The organism is uncultured Endozoicomonas sp., assembly GCF_947495845.1.
Classification (GTDB): Bacteria; Pseudomonadota; Gammaproteobacteria; order Pseudomonadales; family Endozoicomonadaceae; genus Endozoicomonas.
This window is the reverse complement of sequence record NZ_CANMAO010000016.1, coordinates 40,533-62,952: the sequence shown is the minus strand read 5'-3', so window position 1 is coordinate 62,952 and position 22,420 is coordinate 40,533. Positions and strand designations below refer to the sequence as shown.

The 22,420-nt window shown below is 48.3% G+C and carries 22 protein-coding genes; 12 read left to right on the top strand and 10 right to left on the bottom strand.

What is annotated here, in order from left to right; all coding sequences use genetic code 11:
• The first annotated feature begins 258 nt into the window (after window positions 1–258).
• The 5 genes from Q1B11_RS12095 (at window position 259) to Q1B11_RS12075 (ending at window position 5,384) form a co-directional block, all read left to right on the top strand.
• Entirely contained in the window at window positions 259–1,482 is a 1,224-nt protein-coding gene (locus Q1B11_RS12095; RefSeq protein ID WP_299732852.1) for an acyl-CoA dehydrogenase family protein, read from the top strand.
• A complete protein-coding gene (locus Q1B11_RS12090) occupies window positions 1,479–2,672 on the top strand; it encodes an acyl-CoA dehydrogenase family protein (protein WP_299732850.1) in 1,194 nt (397 codons plus the stop codon). Before Q1B11_RS12095 ends, Q1B11_RS12090 begins: the two co-directional genes overlap by 4 nt.
• A 28-nt stretch (window positions 2,673–2,700) precedes the next feature.
• On the top strand, window positions 2,701–3,483 hold the full coding sequence (locus Q1B11_RS12085) for an SDR family oxidoreductase (RefSeq protein ID WP_299732848.1): 783 nt from the start codon (window positions 2,701–2,703) through the stop codon (window positions 3,481–3,483).
• A 2-nt stretch (window positions 3,484–3,485) separates the two neighbouring features.
• Window positions 3,486–3,950 (top strand): MaoC family dehydratase, encoded by a 465-nt coding sequence (locus Q1B11_RS12080; RefSeq protein WP_299732846.1) that lies wholly within the window; start codon window positions 3,486–3,488, stop codon window positions 3,948–3,950.
• 231 nt (window positions 3,951–4,181) lie between these two features.
• The gene (locus Q1B11_RS12075; RefSeq protein ID WP_299732842.1) at window positions 4,182–5,384 is read left to right on the top strand and encodes an acetyl-CoA C-acyltransferase; all 1,203 of its coding nucleotides are present in this window, start codon (window positions 4,182–4,184) and stop codon (window positions 5,382–5,384) included.
• 54 nt (window positions 5,385–5,438) lie between these two features.
• Here Q1B11_RS12075 and Q1B11_RS12070 read toward each other — a convergent pair whose 3' ends face one another.
• Window positions 5,439–6,224 carry an SDR family oxidoreductase gene (locus Q1B11_RS12070; protein WP_299732839.1) on the bottom strand — a complete coding sequence of 262 codons (786 nt, stop codon included), beginning with the start codon at window positions 6,222–6,224 and terminating at the stop codon, window positions 5,439–5,441.
• A gap of 357 nt (window positions 6,225–6,581) precedes the next feature.
• On the opposite strand from Q1B11_RS12070, the gene Q1B11_RS12065 reads away from it, so the two are divergent.
• Genes Q1B11_RS12065 through dmpG form a run of 3 tightly spaced genes read left to right on the top strand, consistent with a single transcriptional unit; the run spans window position 6,582 to window position 9,324 of the window.
• Window positions 6,582–7,373, top strand: coding sequence for a fumarylacetoacetate hydrolase family protein (locus Q1B11_RS12065; protein ID WP_299732836.1), 792 nt, complete (start codon window positions 6,582–6,584; stop codon window positions 7,371–7,373).
• 5 nt (window positions 7,374–7,378) lie between these two features.
• Complete coding sequence (locus Q1B11_RS12060) at window positions 7,379–8,293, top strand: acetaldehyde dehydrogenase (acetylating) (RefSeq protein ID WP_299732833.1); 915 nt, start codon at window positions 7,379–7,381, stop codon at window positions 8,291–8,293.
• A gap of 2 nt (window positions 8,294–8,295) precedes the next feature.
• Window positions 8,296–9,324, top strand: coding sequence for a 4-hydroxy-2-oxovalerate aldolase (dmpG, locus tag Q1B11_RS12055; RefSeq protein ID WP_299732830.1), 1,029 nt, complete (start codon window positions 8,296–8,298; stop codon window positions 9,322–9,324).
• 19 nt (window positions 9,325–9,343) lie between these two features.
• Here dmpG and sctU read toward each other — a convergent pair whose 3' ends face one another.
• From sctU to Q1B11_RS12010, 9 genes are all read right to left on the bottom strand, one after another.
• On the bottom strand, window positions 9,344–10,408 hold the full coding sequence (gene sctU, locus Q1B11_RS12050) for a type III secretion system export apparatus subunit SctU (protein WP_299732827.1): 1,065 nt from the start codon (window positions 10,406–10,408) through the stop codon (window positions 9,344–9,346).
• The gene (gene sctT, locus Q1B11_RS12045) at window positions 10,405–11,196 is read right to left on the bottom strand and encodes a type III secretion system export apparatus subunit SctT (RefSeq protein ID WP_299732824.1); all 792 of its coding nucleotides are present in this window, start codon (window positions 11,194–11,196) and stop codon (window positions 10,405–10,407) included. Before sctT ends, sctU begins: the two co-directional genes overlap by 4 nt.
• A 2-nt stretch (window positions 11,197–11,198) precedes the next feature.
• A complete protein-coding gene (sctS, locus tag Q1B11_RS12040) occupies window positions 11,199–11,462 on the bottom strand; it encodes a type III secretion system export apparatus subunit SctS (protein WP_067520326.1) in 264 nt (87 codons plus the stop codon).
• Window positions 11,455–12,123, bottom strand: coding sequence for a type III secretion system export apparatus subunit SctR (gene sctR, locus Q1B11_RS12035; RefSeq protein ID WP_067520324.1), 669 nt, complete (start codon window positions 12,121–12,123; stop codon window positions 11,455–11,457). Before sctR ends, sctS begins: the two co-directional genes overlap by 8 nt.
• 49 nt (window positions 12,124–12,172) lie before the next feature.
• Window positions 12,173–13,144 carry a type III secretion system cytoplasmic ring protein SctQ gene (sctQ, locus tag Q1B11_RS12030; RefSeq protein ID WP_299732815.1) on the bottom strand — a complete coding sequence of 324 codons (972 nt, stop codon included), beginning with the start codon at window positions 13,142–13,144 and terminating at the stop codon, window positions 12,173–12,175.
• Between the two features lie 11 nt (window positions 13,145–13,155).
• Window positions 13,156–13,902 carry a type III secretion HpaP family protein gene (locus Q1B11_RS12025; RefSeq protein ID WP_299732812.1) on the bottom strand — a complete coding sequence of 249 codons (747 nt, stop codon included), beginning with the start codon at window positions 13,900–13,902 and terminating at the stop codon, window positions 13,156–13,158.
• Between the two features lie 12 nt (window positions 13,903–13,914).
• Window positions 13,915–14,376, bottom strand: coding sequence for a YscO family type III secretion system apparatus protein (locus tag Q1B11_RS12020; RefSeq protein WP_299732809.1), 462 nt, complete (start codon window positions 14,374–14,376; stop codon window positions 13,915–13,917).
• A 4-nt stretch (window positions 14,377–14,380) separates the two neighbouring features.
• On the bottom strand, window positions 14,381–15,718 hold the full coding sequence (gene sctN / locus Q1B11_RS12015) for a type III secretion system ATPase SctN (RefSeq protein WP_299732806.1): 1,338 nt from the start codon (window positions 15,716–15,718) through the stop codon (window positions 14,381–14,383).
• Between the two features lie 165 nt (window positions 15,719–15,883).
• Entirely contained in the window at window positions 15,884–16,393 is a 510-nt protein-coding gene (locus Q1B11_RS12010; protein ID WP_299732803.1) for a type III secretion system chaperone, read from the bottom strand.
• Window positions 16,394–16,613: 220 nt separating this feature from the next.
• Between Q1B11_RS12010 and tadA the strand changes: the two genes are divergently transcribed.
• From tadA to Q1B11_RS11990, 4 genes are all read left to right on the top strand, one after another.
• Entirely contained in the window at window positions 16,614–17,099 is a 486-nt protein-coding gene (gene tadA / locus Q1B11_RS12005) for a tRNA adenosine(34) deaminase TadA (protein WP_299732800.1), read from the top strand.
• Between the two features lie 237 nt (window positions 17,100–17,336).
• Window positions 17,337–21,251 carry a phosphoribosylformylglycinamidine synthase gene (gene purL / locus Q1B11_RS12000; protein WP_299732797.1) on the top strand — a complete coding sequence of 1,305 codons (3,915 nt, stop codon included), beginning with the start codon at window positions 17,337–17,339 and terminating at the stop codon, window positions 21,249–21,251.
• A gap of 73 nt (window positions 21,252–21,324) precedes the next feature.
• On the top strand, window positions 21,325–21,783 hold the full coding sequence (locus tag Q1B11_RS11995) for a glycine zipper 2TM domain-containing protein (protein ID WP_299732794.1): 459 nt from the start codon (window positions 21,325–21,327) through the stop codon (window positions 21,781–21,783).
• Window positions 21,784–21,822: 39 nt separating this feature from the next.
• Window positions 21,823–22,134: a hypothetical protein gene (locus Q1B11_RS11990; RefSeq protein ID WP_299732791.1), complete on the top strand. Its 312-nt coding sequence runs from the start codon at window positions 21,823–21,825 to the stop codon at window positions 22,132–22,134.
• The last annotated feature ends 286 nt before the right edge of the window (window positions 22,135–22,420 follow it).

Here is a 22,420-nt window from a genome sequence, read left to right as displayed (position 1 = left end):
ATTGAACTTTTGGAGTATAGGCAGTCCTGCGAGGGGTGAGGGTTAAATTTCTCAGCGAGAGCATGAATGTCTCAGTGTGTTCTATCAATCACATTGCTCTGACCATAAACAACCGACAAAGTTCATATATCTGGTTCAGTTCAGCAATAACGTTTGATCAGAATAGTGGAAACAAGGCAATCGTTCGTATGGACGATTACCTTGCCCTTTGTTTCAGGCCACATTAGTCAGCAATAAAAATCATAAGAGATGCTGGCAATGGAGTTTGCTTTTACTGAAGAGCAGGCAATGATCCGTGAGTCTGCTGCAGGCTATTTACAAAATATTTCAACATCAGCAGACGTACGCCGTGTGATGTCTACAGAGCAGGGCTATGACCCTGGGGTTTGGTCTGGACTCTGCAGAGACATGTACTGGCAGGCGCTGCATATACCGGAAGCTTATGGTGGCCTCGGGCTTGGTTATGTGGAACTGGCGATCATTCTGGAAGAGATGGGCAAAAGATTGTTTTGCTCACCGTTCCTTTCGACCGTTGCCCTTGGTGTTAATGCCCTGCTGGTTGTTGCCAGCGAAGAGCAGAAACAGCGTTGGTTACCCGAGATCGCTGAAGGACGTTCAACGGTTTCTCTGGGCTTTATATCCAGTGAGGATACTCAAGAAAACCGACAATGGGGCTCTGCGAGTGTGCAGTCTCATGCCCGTAAAGAGGGCGATGGTTATGTGCTTTCGGGGAGTTGGCATTATGTGTCAGATGGACATACAGCGAATGTACTGATTCTGGCGGCAAGAGAGAAAGGCGTTTCAATAGAAGATGGCATTCGGCTGTTTGTTATCGCTGGAGATCAGGACTGCATTAAAAGACAGTGGACGCCAACTATGGATCAGACGCGTAAACTGGCAAGAGTCGATATTGATGGTTTATTTGTCAGTGCTGATTGCTGTCTTGGCGGTGAGGAAAGTGCCGGCTGGCCAGCCTTGGAAAAGGTACTGCAATTGTCGTCCATTGCCTCTGCTGCAGAGCAACTTGGTGGTGCCCGGCAGGTGATGGATCTCACCATTGATTACACTCAGGAAAGAGTTCAGTTCAATCGCCCTATCGCCAGCTTTCAGGCCATTAAGCATCGAGCCGCGGATATGATGTTACAGGTTGAGTGTGCAACGTCTGCCGTATATTACGCCGCCTGTGTGGCGGATGAATACCTCTCTGAACGGTCAAACACAGCAGGCGATTCGTCGAAAATCAGTGATGAGTTGTTGCAAGCCGCTTCTCTGGCGAAAGCCTATTGTTCCGATACCTTTTTCCATTGTGCTGCAGAATCTATTCAGCTCCACGGCGGTGTTGGATTCACCTGGGAATATGATCCCCATCTGTACTTCAAGCGCGCTCGATCTTCAGAGCAATTTCTTGGTGCTGGTGACTTGCATCGTGAGCGAATCGCCAGTCAGTTGCTGGATAGCTCTGCAGCAAGGAGCGATGTATGAAAATCAGTTTCAGCCCGGAAGATGAAGTATTTCGCAGGGAGGTTGCGGATTGGCTTAAAGAGAACTTGTGCGGTGAATTTGAGCAGCTGCGCTTTCGAGGTGGACCTGGTGATGAACATAGGTATCCCGAAGAGCGAAAGCAATGGGAACAGCATATGGCACAGGCGGGCTGGCTTTGTGTTGGCTGGCCGCAAGATTATGGTGGACGTGGGTTGTCTATCAATCAGCAGGTTATCTTCAATGAAGAATATGCCCGTGCGGGTGGTCCCGGTCATATGGGGCATATTGGCGAAGGGTTAGCTGGGCCAACGATTATTGCCTTTGGCACCAAAGAGCAGAAGCAGCGATTTCTTCCGGGTATCGTAAACGGCACGGAATATTGGTGTCAGGGCTACTCTGAACCAAGCGCTGGTTCAGATCTGGCAAATGTGAAAACCCGGGCGGTATTGAATACAGAACAAGGACGGTGGGAGATTCATGGGCAAAAGGTATGGACTTCATTAGCCCATGAGGCGGATTGGTGTTTTGTCATTGCCCGAACTGAACCGGGTAGCCAAGGGCATAAAGGGCTTTCATTTTTACTGGTGCCCATGGATCAGATGGGAGTCACTGTACAACCTATTGAACAGTTGACGGGTACTTCTGAATTTAATGAAGTGTTTTTTGACCAGGCGGTGACAGATGCTGCCAATATTATTGGCAAGCCCGGTGATGGTTGGAAAATAGCCATGGCGTTACTGGGGTTTGAACGAGGGGTATCAACCCTTGGTCAGCAAATGCAGTTCAAGAATGAGCTGGATGACATTATCCGCATTGCAAAAACCAATGGCGCTGCTGAAGACCCTGCTATACGACAAAGAATTGCTAATGCATGGATTGGCCTGCGGATTATGCGCTACAACGCATTACGTATGCTTTCCGGTGAGCAGGATGGGGCGCTGCGACAGGAAGCAATGATTTACAAACTGCACTGGGCAACCTGGCATGCAGAACTGGGCAAATTGGCTATGGATGTTCTTGGTCCAGAAGCCGAACTACTGGATAGAGGCCCTTATGAGCTGACTCGTTTGCAATCGCTGTTTCTATTCACTCGCTCCGACACTATTTATGGCGGCAGTAACGAAATACAGAAAAACATAATTGCAGAGCGTGCTCTGGGTATGCCGAAAGAACCCAAAATAACGCGTTAATTACAATAACAACATCGGGAGTAAAGTTATGTTGAACCCGGAATATGTTCAGGGGCATCAGCTGCTGAAAGGGAAGTCCGTATTAATTACTGCAGCTGCAGGTGCGGGTATTGGTTTTTCTGCGGTGCTCAGAGCAGCAGAAGAAGGATGTCGTGCATTGATGATCAGCGATATTCACGATGGACGTTTGAATGACGCGGCAGAAAAAATCAAAGCAGCCACAGGCCTAGAAGCCATTTACACGCAGGTGTGTAATGTCACAGATGAGTCGCAGGTTCAGGCGTTGGTTGCAGAAGCAGAAGAGCAAATGCAAGGCGTGGATGTGTTAATTAATAATGCAGGTCTTGGTGGCTCAAAGCTGATTATTGAGATGGAAGATGCGGAGTGGAACCGTGTATTGGATGTCACGTTGACGGGCACCATGCGCATGACTCGGGCAATCTTGCCAAAAATGATGGCTAGAAAACAGGGCGTTATCGTGAACAACGCTTCAGTGCTCGGCTGGCGGGCGCAAAAAGAACAAGCGCATTATGCCGCCGCAAAGGCCGGCGTAATGGCATTAACCCGGTGCTCAGCATTGGAGGCGGCGGAGCACGGCATCCGAATAAATGCGGTCAGCCCAAGCATCGCCCTTCACGATTTTCTTCGTAAGTCAGCCCCACAGGATTTGTTGGAACAGTTGGCATCAAAAGAAGCCTTTGGTCGTGCAGCGGAGGTTTGGGAAATTGCCAATATCATGATGTTCCTCGCCAGTGATTACAGCTCCTATATGGCTGGAGAAGTGATTTCTGCCAGCAGTCAGAGGGCGTAGTAATGACGACTATTTTCAAAACGCCTTATGAGTTGAAAGATAAAGTAGGGCAAGTGCTGGGTGAAAGTCAGTGGCTGACTATTGATCAGGATCGTATCAATCTGTTTGCGGAAGCAACAGGCGATCACCAATGGATTCACGTTGATCCTGCACGGGCAAAAGAAGGGCCGTTTGGTGCCTGCATTGCCCATGGTTACTTGACGCTATCTCTGGTGAATCTGTTTTTGCCGGAGATTATGGATGTTCAGGGTGTCAGCATGGGCGTGAACTATGGCACGGATAAAATTCGATTTCCAAACAGTGTCAAAGTCGGCTCCAAAGTGCGCGGTGTTGGTGAGTTAATTAAAGTAGAAGAGGTAAAGGGCGGACTTCAATCAACGGTTCGTGTAACGGTTGAGATTGAAAATGAAGCCCGGCCGGCCTGTGTCGTAGACACTATTTCCCGCTATTACCCTAGGGTCTATTGACGTTTCGTTGCGTGCTCAGCGGATCATACCCGAGGGCATGAGGGACACCCTGAACCGCCCTTCGGGTGACTCAGAAAAACGCCACCCGCTTTGTCAGGCTTGCTTGGCGTAGAATGACTACGCACGGCGCAACCCTTTCGCGCGGTTGACGTTTTTCTGAGCCACTGAGACTCGCAACAAAACGTCAATAGACCCTAAATAAAAAAAACAATGCATACAGGAATAAAAATAATGAAAGATGCTGTTATTGTTTCAACGGCTCGTACCGCGATAGGGAAAGCGTTTCGAGGTGCATTTAATGACACCGAAGCACCGGCCATGGGTGGGCATGTTGTTCGTGAAGCGGTCAAGCGTGCGGGTATCGAATGCGGTGAAGTGGATGATGTGTTGATTGGCGCGGCAGCACAACAGGGCACCCAGTCTTATAACCTTGGTCGTTTATGTGCCATTGCTGGTGGTTTGCCTGCTTCGGTTCCGGGTATGGCAATGGAGCGACAATGTTCTTCAGGCTTGATGACCATTGCCACTGCCGCAAAAAGTATTATGTGTGATGAGCTTGATATTGCGGTTGCTGGTGGGCTTGAATCCATTTCACTGGTGCAAAATAAGCACAAAAATACCTATCGAAATGTTTCGACGACAGTAACTGGATTTGATCCTGAAGCGTATATGCCAATGATTGAAACGGCTGAAGTGGTGGCTGAGCGGTATGGAATTTCCCGGGAAGCGCAGGATGAATACAGCCTGCAAAGTCAGTTGAGAACCGCCAGAGCGCAGGAGCTCGGGCTGTTTTCAGATGAAATTGTTCCAATGACATCGGTGAAAAGTGTATTTAATAAAGAGACCAAAGAAGTTACCTATGAAGAGGTGCTACTGAATCGAGATGAATGTAACCGACCTGGCACAACACTGGAAAGCCTAAACAGCTTACAGCCGGTCTGGAAAGATGGTCGTAGAATTAAAGAAGGGCGTTTTATTACTGCGGGTAATGCTTCTCAGTTGTCGGATGGTGCATCGGCTTCTGTACTGATGAGCAGCAAATTGGCTGAACAGAAAGGGCTTGAGCCGTTGGGTATTTATCGTGGCCTTGCGGTGGCGGGTTGCGCTTCTGATGAAATGGGAATTGGCCCTGTTTTCGCCATACCAAAACTGTTGAAACGTCATGGTCTGAAAATGGACGACATTGGCTTATGGGAATTGAACGAAGCCTTTGCCTGTCAGGTCATTTATTGCCGTGATCAATTGGGCATTCCTGATGAGACCCTGAATGTGAATGGTGGAGCCATTGCGATTGGTCATCCATTTGGTATGTCCGGTGCCCGGATGGTGGGCCATGCGTTACTGGAAGGTAAGCGTCGTGGTGTGAAGTATGTGGTTACTACCATGTGTATTGGTGGTGGGATGGGGGCTGCAGGGCTGTTTGAAGTTGCTTAGTAGTTAATCAAAAGGGTGGAAATCTCTTCTACCCTTTTAGTGTTTGTATAGTACTCAGTTGTCGGAAGTATTGAGAAATGCGGGTTTCTCGCCTCCACCGTGTACTGTGATATCCGCACCGCTGACATAAGATGCAAGAGGAGAAGCTAAATAAAGGCAGGTGTCACCGATATCGCTGGTGTTTGCCATCCGTTGTAATGGAATCGTTTTTGCTACATTTGAAATACCTTCTTCGTCCCCATAATGAAGATGTGACTGCTCCGTCCGGATCAGTCCTGCAGTTACAGCATTAACCCGCACTTTCGGCGCCCATTCCACCGCCAAAGATTGAGATAGGTTTAATAATCCGGCTTTTGCAGCACCGTACGCGGCGGTGCCTGGCGATGGTCTTTTAGCACTTACACTACAGATATTGATTATGTTTCCACCCTCAGCCTGCTTCTGCATGACAGCATTAGCTTTTTGGCAGAGGTTCAAGGGAGCGATCAGGTTTAATCTAAGAATAGATTCAGAAAACCGTGGAGAAACAGTCGCCGCATCCGCATGGGGTGCACCACCGGCGTTATTGACCAATACATCCAGGCGGCCAAATTGTTCGATGGTTGAGTGAATTAGCGTATCGACTTGCTCGAGGTCGCGGACATCACAGGAGAAAAAGGTTGCAGTATTAATATTTCCGTTTTGATCTTTTGCTGCTGGTAGTTCTTCTGGCTCCCTCCGACCACAGATAACGACACTGGCTCCCTGTTCGAGATAGCGTTCAGAAATTCCTTTACCAACACCTTTACCACCGCCGGTGACAAGTACTACTTTGCCTGAAAAATCCAATGGGTTGTTCATTCGACATCCTGCCTTGATCTCTAAATATCGTTGTAGGAGGCTGACTGAGAATAGCGCCCGTAGCGAGGATGGTAGAAAATTGAGGATAGAAATTCTGTTTTGTGAAGTGAATAGTGGTGCTATTTGCTGAACAAAACGGAATTTTTAGACCAGTTTACTACCACGCACGACTGCATGGATGCAGGAGCTAGAGCAACGCAGGAGCAGTTGCCGCGTAGCGCAACCTATTCTCGGTCAGCCTCCTAGAGATGTTACTGATTCGATTTCGGGCTGTATTAGTCTTGTTGGACGATGAAACTGTACCGTGCCATTGGAAGAATGCTTGTAACTGGAAATTTCAATAAGAATAAGAACACAATGGATAATCAGAGCAGAGTGAAGTATGGCGATGAGCTTTATAGGGCTCTTACGACAGGAAAAACCGTTGAACCATTAACCAGCCGTGAGAGCGATATCACGGTAGAGGATGCGTATCACATTTCCCTTTATGTGGTTAAACGACGGGTAGAGTCTGGAGATCGGGTTATTGGGAAAAAGATTGGTGTGACCTCCAAAGCGGTTCAAGACATACTCAATGTACACCAGCCGGATTTTGGTTTTATCACAGAAGAGATGTGGTTCAAAAACGGTGACACCATTTCTTGCTCAGAAAATAAGTTAATTCAACCCCGTGCAGAAGGGGAAATTGCATTTAAATTGAAACAAGATTTGGTTGGTCCGGGCATCACAGAACAGGATGTTCTGGAGGCAACAGAGTGTGTCATGCCTTGCTTCGAAATCGTAGACTCACGGATTCATAACTGGCAAATCAATATTCAGGACACAGTGGCAGATAACGCTTCTTGCGGAGTGTTTGTATTGGGGGATACGGAGGTTGACCCAGCAACTATCGACCTGCCATCAGCACAAATGAAAGTCTATAAAAATGGTCAGTTAATCAGCGAAGGTTTGGGTTCCGCGGTTCAAGGTAATCCTTTGACAGCCGTCGCCTGGTTAGCAAATACCCTCGGTGAATTTGGTATTCCCTTCAAAGCGGGGGAAATTATTCTTTCCGGTTCTCTGGTGCCTCTTGAACCTGTGCAGGCGGGGGATGTTATGGAACTCGAGATTGAAGGCCTTGGCCGATCTGCGGTGTCGTTTGGAGAATAAGAATAATGACTAAAAAATTGAAAGCCGTGATTATCGGGCCAGGTAATATTGGTACTGATTTATTGATGAAAATGCAGCGTTCAGAGTGGATTGAACCGGTTTGGATGGTGGGGATAGATCCGGAGTCTGAAGGATTGAAGCGTGCCCGTGAAATGGGAATTAATACCTCGGCGGAAGGTGTTGATGGCGTATTGCCTTATGTGATTAAAGACGACATTCGCATCGCATTTGATGCGACGTCAGCCTATGTCCATGGGGAGAACAGTCGTAAATTAAATGAGCTTGGTGTGATCATGGTGGATCTGACACCAGCGGCTATTGGCCCGTTCTGTGTGCCACCGGTTAATCTGAAAGAGCATACGGAAACGCTTAAGCTGAATGTGAATATGGTGACTTGTGGTGGTCAAGCGACCATTCCTATGGTGGCAGCGGTGTCACAAGTACAGACCGTAGAATACGGTGAAATTGTGGCTACGGTTTCCTCACGTTCTGTCGGTCCAGGTACACGACAAAATATTGATGAATTTACCAGAACCACGTCTGGTGCTGTTGAGAAAGTGGGTGGTGCTAAAAAAGGCAAGGCGATCATTGTCATTAATCCCGCAGAACCTCCATTAATGATGCGGGACACGATTCACTGTCTGACGGAAGATGAACCAGATCAAGTGGCAATCACCCGGTCGGTACACGATATGGTGGCAGAAGTTCAGAAATATGTGCCGGGCTATCGTCTGGTTAATGGTCCGGTCTTCGATGGTAATCGAGTAACCATGTTTATGGAGGTGGAAGGGCTTGGTGATTTCCTGCCTAAGTATGCGGGTAATCTGGATATTATGACTGCTGCGGGTTTACGAACGGCAGAAATGTTTGCTGAAGAAGCGGCTAACGGCGCCATCACCCTTCCGGCACGTGGAGAATAACAATGAACCTGAATGGAAAAAAAGTCACTCTCCACGATATGTGCCTGCGGGATGGCATGCACGCCAAGCGTCATCAAATTTCTCTGGATGAGATGGTGAATATCGCCACCGCAATGGACGACGCAGGTATTCCTTTAATTGAAGTGACTCATGGTGATGGTTTGGGTGGCGCCTCGGTCAACTATGGTTTTCCTGCTCACAGCGATGAAGAGTATTTGGATGCCGTTATTCCTAAAATGAAAAATGCCAAAGTATCCGCATTACAGCTGCCTGGTATTGGCACTCTGGATCATTTGCGAATGGCGAAAGATTTCGGCGTGTCCACTATTCGTGTGGCTACTCACTGTACTGAAGCGGATGTTTCAGAGCAGCATATTGGGATGTCTGCGAAAATGGGCATGGATACCGTGGGCTTCTTGATGATGGCACATATGGTTAGCCCGGAGAAAATTCTGGAGCAGGCCCGGCTGATGGAAAGTTATGGCGCGAACTGCATTTATTGTACGGACTCTGCCGGCTATATGCTGCCGGATGAAGTGACTGCGAAAATTGGTTTGTTACGCTCAGAGCTTAAGCCTGAAACTGAAATCGGCTTTCACGGTCATCACAATTTGGGCATGGGAATTGCCAACTCACTGTCGGCTATTGAGGCTGGTGCTGCTCGAATTGACGGTTCGGCTGCGGGCCTTGGTGCTGGAGCTGGGAACACGCCGTTGGAAGTCTTTGTCGCGGTGTTGAACAGAATGGGTGTCGAGAGTGGCGTGGATCTGTATAAAATCAGTGATGTAGCTGAAGATTTGGTAGTGCCTATGATGGATCAGCCCATTCGAATTGATCGTGATGCACTAACGCTAGGGTATGCCGGCGTTTATTCTTCTTTCTTGCTGTTTGCTAAGCGTGCCTCTGCCAAGTACGGCGTATCGGCTCGGGATATTCTGGCAGAGTTAGGTCGTCGTGGAACGGTGGGCGGCCAGGAAGATATGATTGAAGATCTGGCGCTAACGATGGCAAAAGAAAAGGGCTTGATATAAGTGGTTCAAATGGCTGACGTTAGTCGTCAGCCGGTGTTTCATTTTTCTCCTGCTGCTCTTTAATTTCCTGAACCCAGCGGAAGACTTCGGCAACGGGTTCAATGAGATCCCCCGGAATAAAATCTGTAATGTTCAGGTGAAATAGGGCATGAGCAAGGGGGACGTTTTCAAGAACAGGAATGCCCTCTTTTTCAGCAATTTTGATAATGAAGCGAGCATGACCACCTCGACCTTTAACAGTAACAATGGGTAATGGGGTTTTACCCTGACGGTATTGCAGGCCTATGGCCAGGTGAGTTGGGTTTTTAATAACAACGTCAGATTTTCCTGTGTTTTCAGCCTGGCTCAGAATTTCCTGATGAATCTCTTTTCGCTTGCCTTTTATCTCTGGGCTGCCTTCACTTTCCTTATGCTCCCGTTTGACTTCATCTTTCGTCATCCGGTTTTGCTTCATGAAATTCCAGCGTTCAAACATGTAATCGAGCACAGCAATCACCATGAAGGCAATTAACGAGTACAAAAGGAGCTTTTTTATCAACACGCCGGTTATTGGTAATATGCAGCTGCTACCGCAGTAAGGCATGTTGACCATATCTCTGAGGCTGCTGGTAAGAACGTAATAAACCACAAATGATAAAAAGATAACTTTAATAATCGATTTGATAAATTCTATAAGATTTTTTAGTGCAAATATTTTCTTTGCGCCTTCTATTGGATTTATTTTTTTTATGTCCGGCTTTACGGATTCACCGGAAAAAAGAAAGCCAAACTGGATTATGTTACCAGCAATAGCTGCTACGGCGGTAACAGCGACCAGCGGCAAGAGTAAGTCTATTGTTTTGGTCAAAAGACCTTCAGTTACTAATTTGAAGGCTTGACCAAAAGGCTCGTTATAATATTGTGAAGGTAGAATAACCATTTCTTCAATGGCGCTGATAAAATCATCACTTTTTGCCCAGAGTAGAGCAAGAACGGCCACAAGAGTGAATGTACCGGTTACCTCTTTACTCTGAGCAACTTGTCCTTTCTCTCTGGCATCCCGGAGTTTTTTGGGGGTGGGGTCTTCGGTTTTTTCGTCACTCATTTCCAGATGACTCCCAGGGAATCAAACAGCTGGGGCAGGCTCATCATTTCTTTTCTGGTTAGGATCAGAATCGTGTCCATGTAAACGACAAGAATCGCACAGGCAACAGCGGATTTAATAGGCATGGCCAGAATGAAGACGTTGAGCTGTGGTGCCGCTCGGCTGATCAGGGCAAGACCAAACTCACTGATAAACATACAAATAATAACGGGCGCAGAGAGCCACATGGAAAGCCGGATAATCATGTCAAACTGAGATAGGAAAAAGGTAGTAGCACCCAGATTGACTTGCGGCGTGTAAGAAAATACCGGCCAGATTTTGTAAGAAATGATGATGCCTTCCAACATCAGCAGAAATAGTCCACTGGTCATGACCAATGCAATGACCGCTTGCATGAACAGAATCCCCATTGGTGAGGTTTCAGCCCCTGAGAATGGGTTAAGTATACTGGCGCTTGATGCACCCCGTTGGTTATCGATGAAAAAGCCGGCAGACTCCAGTGCCCAATAGGGAATGGCCAGACAGAACCCGATAATCCCACCAATGAATGCTTCTTTGATCACAATCCCGGCGGTGTTATAGATAGTAGGTTCTTCACCAGAATAGGTTTCGGTGAGCATAGGGTGCATGAACATGACCAGGCAGACGGCAATGCCATTACGAATCATGGCGCCGCCGAGGTTTCGCTTATGCAATATAGGCAGAACAGTGAACAGAGCTATGATTCTCGGGGTGCCCATTGAGAGGATGTAAAACCATTCTTTCAGGTCGTCAATGGGAATAATCATGATCAGAGCCTTTCAATCATATTCATCATCATGATGGTGAAGTTGTAGAGCTCTATGCCCATCCAACGGGAAGTGAGGAAGATGCTGATCACAACAGCGATCAGTTTGAAGGCGAAAGGTAGAGTTTGCTCCTGAATTTGAGTCAGAGCCTGAATAAGACTGATTATCAGACCAATGGCTGTCGCCGCGATGATGGGCGGCATGGAAAGAATCAAGGTCAGCCAGAGAGACTGTGCAGTCAGCGTCAGGATCTGGGGATCATGCATAGCTTAACACCAGCCCGTGAATTAATCGGGTCCAACCATCAATCAGAACGAACAGTAACAACTTAAACGGCAGTGATATGGTCATGGGCGAGACCATCATCATACCCATGGCCAAGAGAATATTGGAGACGATCAAATCAATGATGATAAACGGCAGGTACAGCAGAAAACCGATCTCAAAGGCTTTTGTCAGCTCACTGATGCAAAAAGAAGGCATCAGGACAATCAGGTCATCGGCATCAAGCTGGGCCTGATAGGCTTCAGGCCAGATTTTTCGAGCAGTTCGCAGGAAGAAATTTCTTTCCCGCTCGGATGTGTTCTTTTTTAGAAAATCCCGGTAGGGCGTGATCAACAGTTCAATATTTTCTGATAGTTGATCAGCGTCTTCCATTTCAAAGCTGATCTCCTGCTCTTGAATCATCTCCCAGGTTTCAAACCCAATGGGCGCCATAATGTAAAAAGTTAAAATAATGGCCAGTGCGTTCATGGCGATATTGGGCGGGATTTGCTGAAGACCTGTGGCATTTCGAAGAATGGAAAAAACCACCACCAGCTTTAAAAAGGATGTCCCCATCACGGCAAAAAATGGCACCAGCGCAATCAGCGCCAGCGGAAGCATCAAATAAAAGGGACTGGTAAGCGTAATTGCGCCGGTTTCCATGGCTGCCTTTAACCTCGAAGGAGGTTTGCTGTGACTCTGGTGATCAGAATCAGTTCACAATTCTGGTAATACGCGCACCCAGTCGATTATTGACCTGCACCAGCTGGCACTCTGCGATAAGTTTGCCATTGGCTCGAACATTCACTGGTTGTTCAATTGGTCTTTCCAGGTCGAACACATGGCCTGGCTTCAGCATCTGAATTTCCTGGGCGCTGAATTGCTGCCGACCTACCTCAAAAAGCAATTCCAGCTCAAGATCTGACAGGCTGACTTGTTCGTTATCGGCGAATTGATCTTCTTCCATCGTATCCATCCTGCTTTTGATGGTGATTTTTGTCCCTTCCGCCTCACCTACAAAAGCTAGCTTAGGGTTGATGCGGACGATCAGCTGCTGCCCGGTGACATGGTAATTGAAAAAAACAACGTCACCGGTGCCAAGTTGCTCGACCTCCACCTTAGACAGTTTTGCCTGCCCAAGTTCCAGCCCGGCCCATACGGGAATATCAGACGGTTGATCTGTCGGATGCTGAACAGGCAGTAATTTGATTAACTCGAAAATGATCGGGCTGGATTCCATAAACACCGGATACCGGGTGCCGCCCACTTGAATGTTAATGGTGAAATCTGCGTGAGGTGATTGCCCGTCACTGGATGTCAGGCTGATAAACTTGATGGCAATGCCGGTGGCATTAATAAGGCTCTGGAAAATAACATGAAGTTTGCTCTCCATCGCAGCCTGAACTAAATCGCTTGGCAGGGAAGTGAGCACAGAGGAGGATAAATCGGCAGGCATTATTTGATCAATAAAGGCCTCACCGGTAAAAAACGTCACTGGCTGTTGGTTCACTTCCAGTTGTAATTTTAACGGCGGGGCTTTTGCGGGAGCACCGTTACTCAGTGCCAGCTCCCAGGGTTGTCCGTCAACAGGCATTGAGATACTGGATTGACGCTCGCCCAGAAGCTTGCTGAGTAACAGCTCCGATGGAGAGACTGAGGGTAGATCCAGAAGATCATTTGCCATTGTTGTTTAACTCATGCCTGACGGTTACTGGAGTTTTGATCGTTTTCTTCTGCAACATACTGGTTTCTGGAGCGGCCATCAGTATCCTGATTATTGCTGCCAGCAAGATTGACATTGACTTGAACCCGGTCGTTTGAGAAACGGTCAGCCAGCAGTTTTTGCAGACCTGCTTCGTGTTGTGCCAGAAAGTTACCGGCTTCTGCAGAGCTGGTATTCATGGTAACGGTCAGTTCGCCAGCACCTCTTTGAATGCGAATCTCCGTACCGGGAAGCACGCTGTCCTTCATGGAAATTCTGACTTCAGCACCATTAATGGCGTCCTTGGCGGAGACTTTGATCTGGTCTGCCAGCTTGTTGAGAGCCGCTTCGACTTCTTTGACGTTGTTCGTCTGTTGAATCTCTCTAAGCTGAAGATCCGATTTTATTTGTCCTTCTTTTGTACTTTGGAGCAAGGCGTGTTCAGCGCCATCCTGTTCGTTTTGAAATTCTTGGCCCCCTTCCCGCTCTTTAATGGCATCTTTGGATTTCTGGCTGCGCTCAGCAAGCAGGCTTTCCAGACTTTGATCGCCGTCGTCTGTTTTTTTGGCTTCAGGGTTGTTTTTGTTGTTCTCAGCATTTTTCTCTTTGGCGCGTCTTTCTTTGACCATACGATCTGCAAAGTCACTGGCCTGCCGTTCAGATACCTGACGACTTTGCTTGTTGTAGTCCTGTGCTGACGGTGTTAACTGTGATTTTCCACCTGGGGTCAGACTATCCATATTTGCTGGTTCCTATTGCTTTGATTTACCGGTGAACTCTTCCATTTCCAGGTCTTCAAGGCGTAATGCTTCTTTTGCTGCCTCTTCATCCTGGACTTTGCAGAACTCTTCAAATTTTTCTACGGCGAGTTTTGCCTGTACGTGTTTCTCTTTTGCAGATTCCAGAGCTTCTTCGGCGCTGACGACTTGTTTTTCTGCTTCCGAAATGGCTTCTTCCATGGCCACGTCTTTTTCTCGCATGATGGCCACTTTCTGTTTCAACTTATCCAGATCGTTCTGCACGACAGAAGTATTCATTATGTTATCGTAAAGCTGTTGTTCTTCTTTACATCGCCAGTCAATGTACTCGGCCAGTTCCCGTTTACGGTCTGCTACTTCTTTCTTGCGTTGCTCAAGGGTGTCTTCACATCGACGGACTTCTCGCTCGGCCGACTCTTCACGGATCTTTTTGACCTTGAGCAGTTCCTTGAGCATTGACTCAGCGACCTACAATGTGGCGAAGGTGCTGGATGGCTTCATCAACGGTGGTGAGCTCATCGGTTTTTTGCTTTAGATAGGTTCGAATGGTTTCTATTTTCTGTATGGCTTCATCGGCGGTTGGGTCAGTGCCGGGCTTGTATTCACCCACTTTCACCAGTAGCTCAATCTCTTCGTACTTGGACATCAGCTCCCTCATTCGGATGGCTGCGGCCTGATGTTCCTGGTCAGTGATTGCTGTCATTACCCGGCTGGCACTGGCCAACACGTCGATGGCTGGGTAGTGACCAGCGGATGCCAGTTTTCGGGACATGATGATGTGGCCATCCAGAATTGAGCGGGTTTCGTCAGCCACCGGCTCAGTCATGTCATCACCTTCTACAAGCACGGTGTAAAGTGCGGTGATTGAACCAACATCAGACATCCCCGTTCTTTCCATCAGTTTGGGCAGTGTGGCGAAAACAGAAGGTGGAAAACCTCTTCGTGTTGGCGGCTCACCGGCCGCCAGACCAATCTCCCTCTGTGCCCTGGCAAATCGTGTGACGGAATCCATTAGCAACAAGACCCGCTGTCCTTTGTCGCGAAAATATTCTGCTACTGCTGTTGCTGTATAGGCGGCCTTGGTCCGTTCCATGGAGGATTTATCAGAGGTAGCCACGATAATAACGGATTTTTTAACGCCTTCAGGCCCAAGGTCGTGTTCGATAAATTCTCGGAGTTCCCGTCCCCGTTCACCAATCAGTGCCAGAACCGTAACATCCACCTCAGCGCCTTTTACCAGCATGGAGAGCAAGGTACTTTTACCACCACCAGCCGCTGCGAAAATGCCCATTCTCTGACCTTCACCGCAACTGAGAAGACCGTCGATGGCTCGAACGCCCAAAGGGATCTGATGATCGATGATTTGTCGGGTGAGTGGGTCGGGGGCGTCGGCATAGACGGGATAATGTGCTTCTGGTTCGATACCTTCAAAGGCATCTGGCTGCAGAGGGCTGCCCATACCATCCAACACATGACCCAATAAGTGAGGGCCTACGGCAACATGATGAACTTTGCCTGTAGGTAATACTTCTGTTGTTGATGAAATGCCCATGATCTCACCCAGAGGAGAAAGCACGGTTTCATGTCCCTGAAATCCGACCACTTCGGCAAAGGATTGTTTATCACTGGGATCGTTCGGCGAAACCAGTTGGCAAAGTTCGCCAATCTTCACGCCAGGAACCGCCGCTTTGATAATCATCCCCTGAACTTCAGTCACCCGGCCCCGGATATCTACAAGCCGGCTACTTTCAACCGTTCCCTGGAGAGCATTGGTTAAATAATTAAATGCTTGTGCCAACTTGTAGCCTCCATTGTCGTGAGGAGATTATGGTTTTCTATTTCCTGTATTCGACCTTGAGGCATGGGTCTTAATGAACATGTGCCTAATGGCTGATCAGAGGTAGGAGTTAGCATAAAAAAAGTGGGCATAAAGCCCACTTTTATGCAACACCAATGTTGGTGTTTACACCATCATGCCCATGTCGCCAGGACCACCTGGGCCTCCAGGGCCGCTCTGGTTATTCTGCTGACGAGGTGGTGTTTTTGGTGTTACGGGCTGACCTTGTTTAGAAAGATCCAGTTCGCTGACACACCATTCCAGTGTGTTCACAAACTTCTCAAGGGTGGATTCGAACAGACCGTAGTCACATGAAGCCTGAAGTGAACGAATCAGCAGTACTTCTGACTTATCATGATTCAGTGCCAGAAATGCGCCCTGCATGCTGTGATGCTGAAGGTTGAGCGACAGCATCTTTTCAAACAGTTCGGTTTTGGCCGAATCGTGGGCATCCATCGGGCGTACAGAAGCGACAAAGACCAAGGCTTCATCGTCTTCGAGGTATTCCATGTTAACGATGAGGGTGTCGTCAAAGCACAAACCGCAGGCATCATGCTCGTTGAGCTTAAGCTCACCCAGACCGATGCTCTGGGCAAAGTGTTGTAGATGTTGTTCTACATTCTGCTTGAAAGACATCAGGTCCTTCCTCCACTGATTTATTTTGCTGTTTTATTGTTAAACGTTGAGCTGTTTTATAATGTTAGTCATTTATAGCTTAGACACTATGTATAGCTCAGACTGCCCGGTTGCGAAAAAATTCTATGGAATTGATCGGCTGGGTTTTGAATTTTCTGAAGCTCGGGTGAAAATTAGCTGCAAAGTAACGGTTTTACCTCTTTTATTGAGACCCTGATTAGTGATTAATGACGACATCTGGATGAGAGAAGCGCTGCTGGAAGCGGATAAAGGGCGTCAAAAAGGCGAGGTGCCTGTTGGTGCGGTGGTGGTAAAAGATGGCCAGATACTGGCACGATCCTGTAATCAGCCTATTTCATCCTGCAATCCGGTGGCCCATGCAGAAATCCTTGTTCTGCAACTGGCCGCTGAGGTTATCGGTAATTACCGGCTGGTGGACTGCGATCTTTATGTCACCCTGGAGCCTTGCACCATGTGTGCTGGCGCGATTATTCACAGCCGGATCCGACGTTTAATCTTCGGTGCAATGGAACCTAAAGCTGGCGCAGCGGTCAGTGCTTCAAGGGTGTTTGATCAACCTTGGGTGAATCACCGGGTGGAGTTGGTGGGCGGTGTGCTGCAGGATGAGTGCAGTACGATGATTAGTAGTTTCTTTCGCGACCGCCGCAGGCAAATCCGAGAGCAAAAAGGTAAACCTCTTCGCTGATAATGCAGTAAAAGCCGAAATTTATGGCGGTTGACCGCTGGTTTCCTGAGGCTAGTTTCGATTATCATAGCGACCTTTGATCATTCCCCTGAGTTGAGAGACTGCAGCACAAGGACTGCGTGTAATCCAAATCAGGAAGTGACCACCTGTGAGCTTTCTGATTTTAATTATTCGCTCCTGGCTGCAGTCCTGTTGTGACACGTTATTAATAGACAAGTCCCGAGGACAGACCAGAACATGCTGATACTGCGTGGCGCTCCTGCACTTTCCTACTTTCGCAGTCAAAAGCTGCTTGCCCAGCTTCAGGGCAAAGTTCCTGCAATCACTGCTGTCTTTGCTGAGTTTCAGCATTACGTCAAAAAATTGTCAGAGCTGGATGATAATCAAGCAGCCATTCTGGAAAAGTTGCTCACCTATGGACCAACGATTCAGCAAAGAGTCCCAGATAGTGTTTCATGGAAAGGTGAGTATCTGGTGGTTCCCCGCCCTGGTACTATTTCCCCTTGGTCCAGCAAAGCGTCTGAAATAGCAAGGAACTGTGGCCTATCCATGATTCAGCGGATTGAACGTGGTGTGAGGTTTGTGGTTTATGCGGATGCTGAACTGTCTTCGGAGCAAGAAGCGGCTGTCATTTCCGGGCTTCATGATCGGATGACCCAGTCTGTATTCCACAGTGAAGACGAGATTCCCCAGCTGTTTGCTGTTTCTGAACCCGTCCCAATGAAGACGGTGGCGGTGTTAGAAGGTGGCAGAGACGCACTGGTGAGTGCCAACCAGTCATTAGGATTAGCACTGGCCGATGACGAAATCGATTATCTGGTTGAAAGTTATCAAAAGCTTGAGCGAGACCCTTCCGACGTTGAGTTAATGATGTTTGCCCAGGCAAACTCTGAACATTGTCGCCACAAAATTTTTAACGCGTCCTGGAGTATTGATGGCGAAGAGCAGGATCTTTCCCTGTTCAAGATGATTCGAAACACCCACGCCATGAACGGTGAAGGTGTTCTTTCTGCCTATAAAGACAACGCCTCGGTCATCGAAGGCTTCCATTCCAAGCGTTTTTATCCGCAAGCGGAGAGTCGTGAATATGGCTTCAACGAAGAAGCCATCCATATCCTGATGAAGGTGGAAACCCACAACCACCCAACGGCGATTGCGCCATGGGCTGGCGCTGCGACTGGATCTGGTGGCGAAATTCGTGATGAAGGCGCCACGGGTAAAGGCTCCAAACCAAAAGCAGGCTTAACCGGTTTTACGGTGTCTAACCTGCAAATTCCGGGTTATGAGCAGCCGTGGGAGCAGAGTTATGGCAAGCCGGATCGCATTGTTTCTCCACTGGATATCATGGTTCATGGCCCGCTGGGTGGCGCCGGTTTTAACAACGAGTTTGGCCGTCCAAATCTTTGTGGGTATTTCAGAACCTTCGAAGCTCATGTGAATGGCGCTGCCGGTTATGAAGTTCGCGGATACCATAAGCCCATCATGTTGGCCGGTGGTCTTGGCAATATCAAAGCGGAACATGTGGAAAAAGGTGAAATCCCTGTTGGCGCCAAACTGATTGTCCTTGGTGGGCCGGCGATGCAGATCGGCCTGGGTGGTGGTGCAGCGTCTTCCATGACCTCTGCGGATGGTCAGGAAGATTTGGATTTCGCCAGTGTGCAACGGGATAACCCGGAGATGGAGCGCCGTTGTCAGGAAGTCATCGATCGCTGCTGGCAGCAGGGTGATAATAATCCGATTGCCTTTATTCATGATGTCGGCGCAGGTGGTTTGTCCAATGCACTGCCGGAACTGGTGAGCGATGGTGGCCGTGGTGGTCACTTCCAGCTTCGGGCCATCAATAATGATGAACCGGGCATGTCGCCACTGGCGCTGTGGTGTAATGAATCCCAGGAACGTTATGTGCTCGCGGTGGCCACAGACGACCTGAGTCGTTTTGAAGATATCTGCCAGCAAGAGCGTTGCCCTTATGCGGTGGTGGGTGAAGCGACGGAAGAACTGAACCTGCTAGTTGATGACAGTCATTTTGACAACCAGCCGGTGGATATGCCCCTGGATGTATTATTGGGCAAACCACCTAAAATGCATCGGGAAATTCAGAGGCAATCATTCGAACGTGAACCACTGAACCTTGATGGCGTCCCAATGTTGGAAGCCATGGAACGTGTGCTGAAGCTGCCTTCTGTAGCCAGCAAAAGTTTTTTGATCACCATTGGCGACAGAACCATTACCGGTCTGGTCAATCGTGATCAGATGGTGGGTCCGTGGCAGGTGCCGGTGGCAGATTGCGCAGTGACCGCCTCCAGTTTTGACCGTTATACCGGCGAAGCCATGTCCATGGGAGAGCGAACACCGCTTGCCCTGATTAATTCACCGGCCTCTGGTCGTATGGCAGTTGGCGAATCGATCACCAATATTGCCAGTGCCCGCATCGAAAAAATGGGCGATATCAAACTTTCTGCTAACTGGATGGCCGCAGCAGGGCATCCGGGGGAAGATGAAAATCTTTATGAGACGGTGAAAACAGTTGGAATGGAATTATGCCCTGCGTTGGGTATTGCTATTCCGGTAGGCAAAGATTCCATGTCCATGAGAACTCAGTGGCAGGAAGATGGCGAAACTAAAAGCGTTACTTCGCCTTTATCTCTGGTCATTACGGCTTTTGCGCCGGTTCAGGATATTCGAAAAACCCTAACTCCCCAATTGAAAACCGATCAGGGCAATACCGATCTGCTTCTGATTGATCTGGGGCGGGATCATAACCGCCTTGGTGGTTCAGCGCTGGCTCAGGTTTATGGTCAAGTAGGTGACCAGGCTCCGGATGTGGATTCTCCTGAAGACCTTAAAGCCTTCTTCAATGCCATTCAGGAAATGATGGCTAAGGACTTGCTGCTTGCTTATCACGATCGTTCTGATGGTGGCCTGTTTACCACATTGATCGAGATGGCATTTGCTGGACATACCGGCATTGCGGTGGATCTCGATAAACTGGCGGGCAATAAATCCATGATTCTGCCAGCGCTGTTTAATGAAGAGCTTGGTGCAGTGATTCAGGTTCGTCACAGCGACAAAGGCATTGTAAAAGACATTCTCGCTCAATATGGGCTGGCGGCTTGCTCACACACTATCGGTACGTTGGCGGATGCCCAGCAAGTGAAGTTCCGCTTTAACGGAGCAGAATTGATCAGTGAAAGTCGAGTGAAGTTCCAGCGCTGGTGGGCAGAAACCAGTTATCGCATTCAGGCACTTCGGGATAACCCGGAATGTGCACGACAAGAGTTCGATAACCTGCTGGACGACAAAGATCTGGGGCTCCATGCTTCGTTGCCTTTTGACATCACCAAAGACATTGCCGCACCTTACATTAATACCGGTGTTCGACCTGCCATGGCCATTCTGCGGGAGCAGGGTGTAAATGGTCAGGTTGAGATGGCCGCTGCATTTGATCGGGCCGGTTTTAAAACCTATGACGTTCATATGAGTGATATTCTCTCTGGACGACGTAGCCTGGAGGAGTTCAAAGGGCTAGTGGCTTGTGGTGGCTTCTCTTACGGTGATGTCCTGGGCGCTGGTGAAGGCTGGGCTAAATCCATTCTTTTTAACGAACAGGCAAGGGAACAGTTTGCCCAATTCTTTGAACGGCGGGACAGTTTTGCGCTGGGTGTTTGTAATGGTTGTCAGATGTTGTCTAATCTTCATGACTTGATCCCTGGCGCAGACTTATGGCCGCATTTTGTTCGCAATCAGTCGGAGCAGTTTGAAGCTCGAGTTTCTATGGTGGAAGTTCAGAAGAGCCGTTCCATCTTCTTCCAGGGTATGGAAGGGGCGAGAATGCCGATTGCGGTTGCCCATGGAGAAGGTCATGCTGAATTTGCCAATCCATCCCATGTTGACCAGCTGTTCACGAATGAGCAGGTATCGTTGAGGTTTGTGGATAATCTTGGCAAGCCAACCGTTCGTTATCCTTATAATCCGAACGGTTCGCCTCAAGGGGTTACGGGTTTAACCAGTGCCGATGGTCGTGTCACTATTATGATGCCGCACCCGGAGCGAGTGTTCCGTAAAGTGCAGAACAGCTGGCATCCGGAGCATTGGGGCGAAGATGCGCCATTGATGAGGATGTTCCGCAATGCCCGTGCCTGGATAGGTTAGGCGAATATAATTGTTAGTGTTTATTTCCGTGCCCCGATTTTGTGGAGTACGGGAATACTGAAGAGTAATGAATATGATGAAACAACTGGCTACCGCTTTTCTGGTGATTTTTCTTACCGGGTGCATGACGGATACTACTGGTACAACGTATTCCAGTGGTGAAGCCCGGCGCATTCAGCAAGTGAGTTTTGGCACTATTTCTGAACTTCAGTATGTGAAAATTGAAGGTACAGAAGGTGCTGTGGGCACCATTGCTGGCGCTGCCATTGGTGGCATTGCCGGATCAACAGTTGGTGGCGGCAGAGGCAGTGATATAGCTGCCGTGCTTGGTGGTGTTGCCGGTGGCGTGCTTGGCAGTATGACCGAAAAAGAACTGACCGAGCAGCAGGGCATTGAAATGACCATTCGCCTTGATAGTGGCAGTTATATTTCAGTGGTTCAGGAAGCGAACCCAAATGCGCCGCTGCAGATAGGTGATAAGGTGAAAATCTTAACTCAGGGTAATACCACTCGAGTGGTCAGAGCTTATTGATATCGGTAGTTCTGGTAGTTCTTAAGAAGGAGAGTGAGGATGGGAAGCAAAACAGTTGTCGCATTATTAGTTGCCGTGCTAATGGTTGGCGTAGCAGGCTGGTTGCTGTTCTCCGGCAGTGAAGAGGTTCAAGAACTGCCACTGTCTGAGGTGATCTCTGTAGAAGACGACGGTGAAGTGTCTGATCTTGAGGGAGAAAAAAACTTTCCTGAACTTGAGTTTGATGAGTTAACCGATGAAACCCGCATTATTTTGGTAGAGCCGGAAGAGGATGAACTCACAAACCTGCTTTCTGAAAAAGTCATACGTAATGATCAGATTGTGGATAAAACGTCAAAGGTAAATGAATGAGTTGTGAGATATGTCTCACGTCAATTGGTGAAAATGTCGACTGTTTCTCAATCTTGCTGACTGGTAACGTAGATAGTGCAAGGACGCACTGATCACATGGATGTGATCCCACCAGTTCTGCTGGTGGGTTTTACCTTGCTCTTTCCTGTTTCCCCTTCTGTCACAACGTTTTAATGACAATAACCATGGTCAATTCTGACCTCGTTTCTTGCAAACCACGCATGTTTTTTTTACTGTGTCATTGTCCTGTCATAAATTATACCAATGGCGTTTTTAAATTGTGGAG